Origin of the sequence: Streptomyces sp. SID3343 (assembly GCF_009865215.1) — a bacterium.
Taxonomy (GTDB): Bacteria; Actinomycetota; Actinomycetes; order Streptomycetales; family Streptomycetaceae; genus Embleya.
Window position 1 is genome coordinate 1 of sequence record NZ_WWJX01000581.1, and the last position, 9,145, is coordinate 9,145.

Consider the following 9,145-nt stretch of genomic DNA (forward strand, 5'->3'; position numbering starts at 1 on the left):
CCGCGGGCACGAGCGCGTCGAGCATGGTCCGGTCGCCGACCCTGGCGGCGCCCAGTTCGCCGATCGCCCGGGCGCCCGCCGCGAGTGCGTCGGCCCAGCCTCGGGCCGACGTGTCCGCGTCCAGGACGGTGGCGGCGCGCAGGAGCAGGACCGAGTACAGCGGACCCGACGTACCGCCGAGCGCGCGGCGCAGCGTGTCGGCGAGACCGCGCAGGACGACGGCCGGCGTACCGCCGCCGTAGCCGGGGAACTCGGCGCGGATCGCCTCGGCGCCGCGGGTCAGGCTGATGCCCAGGTCACCGTCGCCGACGATCCGGTCGAGCTCGGTCAGGTGTGGTTCGGCGGCGATCAGGGCCGCGCACACCGCCTCGACCGCGCGGGTGAGCGGAGACGGGGCGGTGACGGGGGTGGCGTGGTCGGCACCGGCCGGTGCCGGCGGGGGCGTCACGACGGAAATTTCACCCACTCGGCCCCGGACGGGAGTCGGCCATGCGGGGGCTGTGGTCACCGCGTCCAGGCGGGCCAGTCGCGCGTCGTCCACACGCAGGAGCGACAGCGATACGCCGGCCATCTCCAGGGCGGTCAGGAACGAGCCGCGCCATGCGCGTTCGAGCACCAGGCCGCGTTGCGCGAGGTTGTGCGCGGCGCCGCGCAGCACGATGTCGAGTTCCATCGTGGGGGTGCCGCCCAGGTTGTTGACGAGCAGCGCGACGCGGTCGCCGGCGCTCAGCCCCGTCTCGGTCACGATCCGGTCGAGCAGTTCGACGGTGAAGGCGTCGGCGGTGGCCATCTTGTCCCGTCGGATGCCCGCCTCGCCGTGGATGCCCAGGCCCAATTCGACCTCGTCGTCCGCGAGCTCGAAGCCGGGTCGCCCGGCGGCGGGCACCGTGCACGGGGTCAGCGCGACACCCATCGTGCCGACCGCGCGGGCCGCCTCCTGCGCCTCGTACCTGACCTCGGCCAGGCTCGCGCCGGCCTCGGCGGCGGCGCCCGCGACCTTGTGCACGAACACCGTGCCGGCGATGCCGCGTCGGCCCGCGGTGTCGTCGCCGGCCGCGAGCGCGACGTCGTCCGCGACGACGACGGTCTCGACCTCGATGCCCTCGGTACGGGCCAACTCGGCGGCGAGCCCGAAGTTGAGCCGGTCGCCCGTGTACGACTTGACCACGAGCAGCACGCCGGCCGATCCCGCGACCGTGCGGATCGCGGCCAGGATCGTATCCGTGGACGGCGACGTGAACACGTCCCCCGAAACGGCCGCGGTGAGCATGCCGGGCCCCACGTATCCGGCGTGCGCGGGTTCGTGACCCGCGCCGCCGCCGGAGATCACCGCGACCCGGCCGGCCGCCGCGTGCGCACGGGCGTCGGCGCGCAGGGCGACGGCGGCACCGTCGAGCAGGGCGATGTCGGGATTGGCCAGGGCCAGCCCCTCGAGCATTTCGGGCACGACGTCGCGTGCGGAGTTGATCAGCTTCTTCATGGCACGATCCCTACCAGGAAGCGCGACTTTCGAACCCCCGTCCCATCATCACGGGCAACCGGACGGGCGGCTCGCGCGTGTACCCGAAGGGCCCATCGAGGCTCCGGGGCATGGTCGACCGCACGCCGCGGGACCGCCCGCCAGGGTGCCCGTGGCGGGCGTGGTTCCTCCTCAGGGCGCCCGCCACGGGTCGTACTCGGGGCGAATCCGACCGGCCGGGCATCGACCCTTGCCGAACGGGTCGTCAGCGCGCGTCCGCCTTCCCACCTCGCGCCGAACCCCGCACACTGCTGCGGCCGGGCACCGTTCCCCCACCGCCGGCCGTGTGCGCGTGCCGGTCGAACAGGAGCACCATGCGGATCAAGCGAACCCTCACCGTCGCCGCCGCGCTCTTGGCCATCGCCGGCTCGGGCGTCACACCGGCCGGGGCGGACCCGGCGGTGCCGGACATCGGACCGGGCTCGGCGCCCGGGTTCGGGGTCCAGTGCGTGCAGGCGCTCTACTATTCGACCGGTTTCTCCAGGTTCTATCCCGACGGCGTCTACGGCCCCGAGACCGAGGCCGACACCCGCCGCTTCGAACGGCTCCTCGGTCTTCCCCGAGACGGTGTCGTCGACCCCATCGTGGGCGAGGCGATGTATCTGATCATGGAGATCGGCTCGGGCCCGGGCTCGTGGCACACCATCGGCTGCTGGAGCGTCGTGCCGTCACTGCACTGAGCCACGGTGACCCGGTCCCTTCGCCTCGGCCCCCCTGCCGTCGGGCGGCAACTCCCGTGCCGGGCAGCCGACGCGCGACGCGGCGACCACCGGTCACGGCGCTAGGTTCGCGGCACCGGATCACGCACCTTCGCGGCCACGCCCGGGCGCGGCGTCCCCTCGACGGCCACACAGATCCCGTACACGCGCGTGTGGGACGTCCAACCGCTGGCTCTGCCGCGGTTGTTGCTGATCTGTACGCGCGAGCGCGCGAGGTCCAGCGCGGACACCAGATGGAGGTACATCTTCCCGGCGACGCGTGCGAGGACGATGTCCCCCACGGCGATCCTGGCCGGGTCCACCGGTGCGACGGTCACGAGTTGGCGGCTGCGGATCAGCGGGACCATGGAGGCCCCGCGCGGGCGAAACTCGACGGTGGCGCCCTGCGCCACCTTTGCGGCAATGCTGTCCATCATCCCCATCGCGCAACAGGATGACGGATGCGCTCCGAGACGGCCACCGATTATTTCGGCCTTCGCTCCCGGCCGAGGTAGGGCGGTGGGCCGGGCTGCGACGCGGACCCGAGCGCCGAGGCAAACGAGTTGCCGCTCGCAGACGGCATCGAGCAGAATCGAGCGATTCGGGGGCTTGGCAGGGCACGGCGGCGGGGGAACAGTGGTCGAGACAGGTGCGGTTCTGGGTGTGTCCGCGGTCGGGCTCGGGATGGTGCTCACTCCCGGCCCGAACATGATGTACGTGGTTTCGCGGAGCCTCACCCAGGGCCGCCGGGCCGGGATGATCTCGTTGCTCGGGGTCGGACTCGGGTTCGTGATCTACATGTCGATGGCCAACCTCGGGCTTTCCGCCGTGTTCCTCGTGGTGCCCGAGCTGTACGTGGCGGTCAAACTCGCCGGCGCGGCCTACCTCGGGTGGCTCGCGTGGCAGGCGCTCAAGCCGGGCGGAGTCTCGGTGTTCACCCCGCAGGAGCTCGCACCCGACTCCAGGCGCCGGCTGTTCACGATGGGCCTGGTGACCAACCTGCTCAATCCCAAGGCCGCGATCATGTACCTGTCGCTGATCCCGCAGTTCGTCGAGCCCAAGGCCGGACACGTGCTCCTGCAGGGGTTCGTTCTGGGCAGTGTGCAGATCGTCATCAGTCTCACCGTCAACGGGCTTCTGGTGGTCGCGGCGGGCACGATCGCGGTGTTCCTGGCGCGTCGGCCGTCGTGGTTGCGGATTCAGCGCTACGTGATGGGTACCGTCCTGGGTGGGCTCGCGATCAAGCCGGCCACCGACCGGGCCCGGCCCGCCGCCGTGTAGGCGCAGCGGGACCATCGCCGTCTACCGCGTCGGTGGCGTCGTCGAAGGAGTTCTCCCGGTGGAAGCACACGAGTACGCGCGCCACGACGCGGTCGGCCTGCGCGATCTGATCCGCGCAGGCGAGGTCACCGCGGCCGAGGTCGAGTCCGCCGCGCGCGGCGCCCTCGACGCGGCGAACACTCGGCTGAACGGCCTCGCCTTGCCCCTGTTCGAGCCGGCCCTCGACCACTCCCCCTCCCCCGACGGGCCGTTCGCGGGCGTACCGTTCCTGATCAAGGACTCCGGGCCGGTCGCGAAGGGCGTGCCGTTCTTCCTCGGCAGCCGCGCGCTGCCGGGCATCGTCCCGCCGCACGACAGCGACCTGATGACCCGGTTCCGGGCGGCGGGCCTGGTCACCCTCGGCCTGACCACCGCGCCGGAAATGGTGATCAGCTTCGCCACCGAGTCGGTCAAGTACGGCATCACCCGCAACCCGTGGAACCTCGACCGCGGCGTGGGCGGCTCCAGCGGCGGCGCGGCGGCGCTCGTGGCCGCCGGCGCCGTACCGATCGCACACGCCACGGACGGCGCGGGATCGATCCGGATCCCGGCCTCGGCATGCGGCCTGGTCGGCCTCAAACCGAGCCGGGGGCGCACACCGTGCGGGCCCGACCTGGACGAGGCCTTCTTCGGCATCTCCTACGACTTCGGCCTGACCCGTACGGTCCGCGACGCCGCGCACTTCCTGGACGCGATTCAGGGCCCCGGCGTCGGCGACAAGTACACGGCTCCACCACCGCTGCGCCCCTATGTCGACGAACTCGGCGCCCCGGTCGGCCCGTTGCGGATCGCGGTGACCACGCGGGCATGGTCGGGCGGCACGGTCGACCCGGACGTGGCGCGGGCCACGCTACGCGTGGCGGAACTGCTCGCCGGGTCAGGCGGCCACGTGGTGGAGGAGGCGAGCCCGGCCTTCGACTGGGAGGACGTCTTTCGCGCAATGGTGCCGGAAGTGGTCGCGTTCGTCGCCGCGCCCCTGCTCGGCGCTCCGCGCAGGCCGGACCCGGCCAAGCTGGAGGCGGTCACCCGCAGGCTGCTGCACGAGGCGGGCGAACTCGGCCCGTTCGACCTGCTGTCCGCGTTCGCCGCGCAAAACCGGGTCTCGCGCGCGGTCGGCGCCTTCTTCACCGACTACGACCTGCTGATCACCCCGACGTTGGGCCGGCCGCCAGCCCCGCACGGCACCTTGAACTACGACGACCCGAAGCACACGGTCCGCTCGTGGTTGGCCGAAATCTTCGACTACGGCCCGTTCACGGCCCTGTTCAACCTCACCGGGCAACCGGCGATCAGCCTTCCGCTGGGCACCGACCCCACCGGCCTCCCGCTCGGCGTACAGCTGGTCGCGCCGTACGGCCGCGAGGACACCCTCCTGCGGCTCGCCTCCCACCTGGAGCAGGTACTGCCTTGGCGCGATCGGACTCCACCGGTCTTCGTCGGGGCCGGCTGACGTCGGAGGGCGGGCGCGGACGGCGCGGACAGCCCAGGCGGCGCGGGGCTCAGTCGTCCGCCGGCAACCGTGCGGGCAGGCCGTGCGGATGCGCCGACGCGATCACCTTCGCGGGCGCGGCGCCGTGTCGGGCCGTGAGCGCGAAGGCGGCGCCTTTCGCCGGCTCGAACGCGAGATGAGCGAAGGCCGCGTCCGCCGTCGCGGACCGCGCGAGCCGATCCGACGCGGCGCTCACCCGCGCCCATTCCTCGGCCGGTACGTATTGCCGCATGACCGAATGCCACAGCACGGTCAGCGTGCCCGGCTCCAGGCGCAGCGCCTCGGCGAAGTCGCCCGCGCCCGTCTTCTCGATCCGAGCCGGCGCCTGCTCGGCGAGCCCGAGCGCGCCGGTCAGGCGTTGGGCGCGAGCGATCTGGTCCGGCCACACGTAGGCCCGCAGCGCGAGCGCGCCCTCGGTCGACCGCGGGTCGATCGGCGTGAGATCGCAGCCGTGCCGTGCGACGACGGTCAGCGGCGGCGGGTCGTGCAGCCATGCGGGGGTCGGCCCCTCCCAGGTGTGGGTCAGCCGTACGGGCGAGTCGTCCGCGCCCCACCCGAAGCCCGCCGCCTCGTAGCGGAACAGGTCGGGCCGCAGGTTCAGTCCCGCGCTCGTTCCCAGCTCGAACAGGCGGACCGGCAGGGGGCTTTCGCGCAGCGCCCACAGCAGTCCGGTGAGCAGCAGCGAGGCCCGCCCCACCTCGTTCGTCTGCGGCGGCCGGGTCAGCCAGTCCGCTGTCCACTCGGGCCACGCGGCCACGGCCGCGCGAAACGCCGGCCATGCCGCGTCGGGCCGATCGGGGTCGAACGCGCCGCCCGCGCTCGGGTAGTGCGCGGCGAGGTCGGGCGCGCGGCCGGACAGCGCGAGCGCGTGGATGCCGCCCAGCAAGCGCAGCGGGAAGGCGTCGTCCAGGGCCACGTCCACCCGCGCGTACGGCGCGAGCGCGTCCCGGCACGGCCCGCCGTCTCGGACGTCCTGGCCGACGAGCGGCAGCAGCGCTGCGTACAACGGCGATCCGAGGATGCGGCAGGCCCTCGCCTGATGCTCCAGCAACGCCGTGATCTGATCGAGTGACATGGTTTCGACTTCCCTGGTGGCGCGGCGAAGCGAAGGAGCACGCTCGGAACCCCCGAGCGGCGGGGACCGGTACCGGTACTGCCTCCGGCCGCCGGGTGGTTTCCTTGGTGTTTTGGGTGCCTTGGGTTCCTGGGTGCCTTGGCTGCCTTGGCTGCCTTGGCTGCCTTGGCTGCCTTGGCTGCCTTGGCTGCCTTGCGGTGCGGGTTACGCGTCGGTTGCGGGGACGGAGGAGGTGGCGGTGGTGCGCTTGCGGGCTACTTCGCGGGCCACGCTCCCCAGCGCCTCGATGTCGACCAGGCGTGGCAGCAGGTCGGGCTCCAGGGTCAGCGCCCGGAAGCACTCGCCGACGGTGAGGTCGTGGTCGGGTCGACGCTCGACGGTGATCGCGTCCCCGGCGCGGATCTCGCCCGGTTCGAGCACTCGGAAGTACGTACCGGGTAGGGCGCGTTCGGTGAACCTGCGGACCCAGCGGCGCTCGTCAAGCCAGGACGCGAAGGTCGCGCACGGAATGCGCGGGACCGACACCTCCAGCAGCGGGCCGTCGGCGCCGATCCGCCAGCGCTCGCCGATCAGCGTGGCCTCGAGGTCGACGCCGACGGTGGTGAGGTTCTCGCCGAACTGCCCGTCGGTGAGGTCTCGGCCGAGGTCGTGCCCCCACAGGTCGAGGTTCTCCCGCGAATAGGCGTAGACGGCCTGATCGTCGCCGCCGTGATTGCGCCGGTCGAACACACCGTCGCCGACGAGCCCGCTGCCGAGCCCGCCCTCGTTGGGCCCGGGCGCGCGTACCTCGACCGGGTGGGCGACCGGGCGCTTGTCGATTCCGGTGAACACGGCATCCGGCTTGGCGCGGTTGGGACGCGGGTGGGCGAGGTTGACGGACTGTATGTGGGGCATGGCGTGGACTCCCGGGGAAGAAACCCCGCGCCTCGGGGTCGGATGGTGTGTGATCGTCGTCGCGTGACGGTTCGAACCCCAAACATCTGTCGGGTCGGAACCCGAAACATATCGCGGCGCCTCGCGGACCCAAGAGGCACGTGGTCGATGCCGGCCGCCGCCCCGCTCGGCTTCCCTCCGGTCACTGACAGCCGAACTCCACCGTAAAGACCACAACACGATGCCGGCGATCCCAGTCGCCTCTCCCCTGTCCGACACCCTCGGGCCGCTCGGCTCGACTGGTTCTCTCTCGACTTCTCTTCACTTCCCTTGACGTCTCTTGACTGTCATTGACTTCTCTTGACTTCTTTCGTTGACGCGATGACTGTCGCCCTGAAGGACGGCCGAGCGAAGAACCGAACGAGGAGAACCTGATGACAGATCTGGCACGTCTGCACTCAGGGACGCCGACAGCGCAGATCGTCGCGGCCATGGAACGCGACGGCGCGGTGATCGTGACGGACTTCCTGGCCCCGGACGTACTGGAGCGGTTCAACCGCGAACTGGACCCGCTGCTCGGAGACGCCCGCCCCGGCCACGGTGGCGAGTTCGTCAACGACCTGGTCGCCGCGTTTTTCGGCGACCACGTGCGCCACGTGGCCGGACTCGCGGGCAAGTCCTCGACGTTCGTCGACGAGGTCTTGGTCCATCCCGTGTACGAAGGGGTCAACAGGGCCGTCCTGGGCGCAAGTTGCGAACAGCACATTCTCAACATCGGCCACGTGATGGACCGAGGCCCCGGGGCGCAGCGCCAATATCTACACCGCGACCAGTTGGTCTGGCACCACGTACCGGCCTCCGCCGGGCAGATCCAGGTCTCCTCGGTCGTGGCGCTGAACGACTTCACCGCCGACAACGGCGCCACCGTCGTCGCCCCGGGCAGCCACCAATGGCCGTGGGAACGCCGCCCCCTGGAAAGCGAGTTGGCCGTCGCCGAGATGCCGGCCGGCTCGGCCGTGCTCTACCTGGGCTCGACGATCCACGCCGGCGGCACCAACAGTACGCGCGACACGTGGCGGCGCGGGATCCACATCAGTTACTGCGCGGGATGGCTGCGCACCGAGGAGAACCAATACCTGGTGGTCGGACCGGATCGGGTACGGACGATGTCCACACACGCCCGGACGCTGCTCGGCTACACGGCCCACGACGGAACGGCCACCGGTGGCGGCTACCTGGGTACGGTCGAACTGGCCGGTCCGGAACGGCTTTTGGACACGGGCGGACTGTAGTGCCCGATTGCCCCAAGTGCCCGATTGCCCGATTGCGCCCGTTCCGGTCCGCGCCTGCGGCGTAGATGGGCGGACTCCGGGCACAACCCTCGTATCGGCGCCCTCGGGGACGCCGGTCCCCGCCTGTGCGGGCCCAGGGAGGGATCACGGCATGAGTTCCTTGTCGAAGACGATCACGAAGATCCGCAACTACATCCGCCGCAACCCCCAGCAGGTCGACCGTGGCCGACGCATCGTCCGCGACCGCCTCTCCCGCCGTCGTGGCGGATCCGGCGGCCAGGGCAACCCGCCGCGCGGCTCGATCTGACCCTGCCGGCAGTGGCGATACCGTCCCGCGCATGGAGACGTTGACACCCGTGCATTCGGCGCGTTAAGCGGACTCGGTGGGCTTCGGCCTCATCCGGTCGGAGGGGGCCGATGCCCTGCCGATCTTCGAGGCCGAAGGCATCGAGCCGCACGGCTACGCATGGAGCGGCATCACCCGAATCCTGCTCACCGAGCACACTCTCGAACGCGTCGACCCAATCGCCTTCGACTGCGGAGAAGCACGTTCGTCGTCGCCTACGGCCAGGACGCCGACGCGCCGATCACCTTCCGTAGGCTCCTGCTCGCCCTCTACCGCTCGCCCGACCGGCTTGCCACCGTCCTGAGCGAGGCGGGTCCCGACCTGCTCGACGACTGCTCCACCGGCCGAACGTCGCCCCAGATCCGCCGGCCGACCACAGGACGGCCTGCCGTTCGCGGTCGTCGTCTCTTCGCCCGCCCGCGAGGGCACACCGCGATTGGGCGCGAGCACGCGCAGTCGTCGGGCCCTCTGCCTGCCTCTTCCTCCCTCAGCCCCCTCAACCCCCTGCCCCGCTCCGCCCCCGGCCCCCTCAG

9 protein-coding genes are annotated in these 9,145 nt (G+C 71.6%); 5 read left to right on the forward strand and 4 right to left on the reverse strand.

Annotated features, from left to right (window positions below):
- The coding region (gene dhaK, locus GT354_RS17870; RefSeq protein ID WP_161357302.1) for a dihydroxyacetone kinase subunit DhaK at positions 1-1,480 on the reverse strand (1,480 nt) is incomplete at its 3' end.
- Between the two features lie 353 nt (positions 1,481-1,833).
- Between dhaK and GT354_RS17875 the strand changes: the two genes are divergently transcribed.
- Positions 1,834-2,199: a peptidoglycan-binding protein gene (locus GT354_RS17875; protein WP_161357303.1), complete on the forward strand. Its 366-nt coding sequence runs from the start codon at positions 1,834-1,836 to the stop codon at positions 2,197-2,199.
- Between the two features lie 101 nt (positions 2,200-2,300).
- On the opposite strand, the gene GT354_RS17880 is transcribed toward GT354_RS17875, so the two are convergent.
- Positions 2,301-2,660, reverse strand: coding sequence for a S26 family signal peptidase (locus GT354_RS17880; RefSeq protein WP_161357304.1), 360 nt, complete (start codon positions 2,658-2,660; stop codon positions 2,301-2,303).
- 193 nt (positions 2,661-2,853) lie between these two features.
- Between GT354_RS17880 and GT354_RS17885 the strand changes: the two genes are divergently transcribed.
- On the forward strand, positions 2,854-3,498 hold the full coding sequence (locus tag GT354_RS17885) for a LysE family translocator (protein ID WP_161357305.1): 645 nt from the start codon (positions 2,854-2,856) through the stop codon (positions 3,496-3,498).
- A 58-nt stretch (positions 3,499-3,556) separates the two neighbouring features.
- Entirely contained in the window at positions 3,557-4,987 is a 1,431-nt protein-coding gene (locus tag GT354_RS17890; RefSeq protein ID WP_161357306.1) for an amidase family protein, read from the forward strand.
- A gap of 49 nt (positions 4,988-5,036) precedes the next feature.
- On the opposite strand, the gene GT354_RS17895 is transcribed toward GT354_RS17890, so the two are convergent.
- Both GT354_RS17895 and GT354_RS17900 read right to left on the reverse strand, forming a co-directional pair.
- Positions 5,037-6,101, reverse strand: coding sequence for a DUF2332 domain-containing protein (locus tag GT354_RS17895; RefSeq protein ID WP_161357307.1), 1,065 nt, complete (start codon positions 6,099-6,101; stop codon positions 5,037-5,039).
- 204 nt (positions 6,102-6,305) lie between these two features.
- Positions 6,306-6,995 (reverse strand): MOSC domain-containing protein, encoded by a 690-nt coding sequence (locus GT354_RS17900; RefSeq protein WP_161357308.1) that lies wholly within the window; start codon positions 6,993-6,995, stop codon positions 6,306-6,308.
- Positions 6,996-7,408: 413 nt separating this feature from the next.
- Here GT354_RS17900 and GT354_RS17905 point away from each other — a divergent pair, with 413 nt between their 5' ends.
- Both GT354_RS17905 and GT354_RS17910 read left to right on the forward strand, forming a co-directional pair.
- The gene (locus GT354_RS17905; RefSeq protein WP_161357309.1) at positions 7,409-8,266 is read left to right on the forward strand and encodes a phytanoyl-CoA dioxygenase family protein; all 858 of its coding nucleotides are present in this window, start codon (positions 7,409-7,411) and stop codon (positions 8,264-8,266) included.
- A gap of 151 nt (positions 8,267-8,417) precedes the next feature.
- A complete protein-coding gene (locus tag GT354_RS17910; protein WP_161357310.1) occupies positions 8,418-8,573 on the forward strand; it encodes a hypothetical protein in 156 nt (51 codons plus the stop codon).
- Positions 8,574-9,145: the final 572 nt, after the last annotated feature.

What these genes read in the sequence shown, in the direction of transcription:
- GT354_RS17875 (WP_161357303.1), top strand. Translation starts at nt 1,834, where the DNA reads ATGCGGATCAAGCGAACCCTCACCGTCGCCGCCGCGCTCTTGGCCATC.
- GT354_RS17880 (WP_161357304.1), bottom strand. Translation starts at nt 2,660, where the DNA reads ATGGGGATGATGGACAGCATTGCCGCAAAGGTGGCGCAGGGCGCCACC.
- GT354_RS17895 (WP_161357307.1), bottom strand. Translation starts at nt 6,101, where the DNA reads ATGTCACTCGATCAGATCACGGCGTTGCTGGAGCATCAGGCGAGGGCC.
- GT354_RS17900 (WP_161357308.1), bottom strand. Translation starts at nt 6,995, where the DNA reads ATGCCCCACATACAGTCCGTCAACCTCGCCCACCCGCGTCCCAACCGC.
- GT354_RS17905 (WP_161357309.1), top strand. Translation starts at nt 7,409, where the DNA reads ATGACAGATCTGGCACGTCTGCACTCAGGGACGCCGACAGCGCAGATC.
- GT354_RS17910 (WP_161357310.1), top strand. Translation starts at nt 8,418, where the DNA reads ATGAGTTCCTTGTCGAAGACGATCACGAAGATCCGCAACTACATCCGC.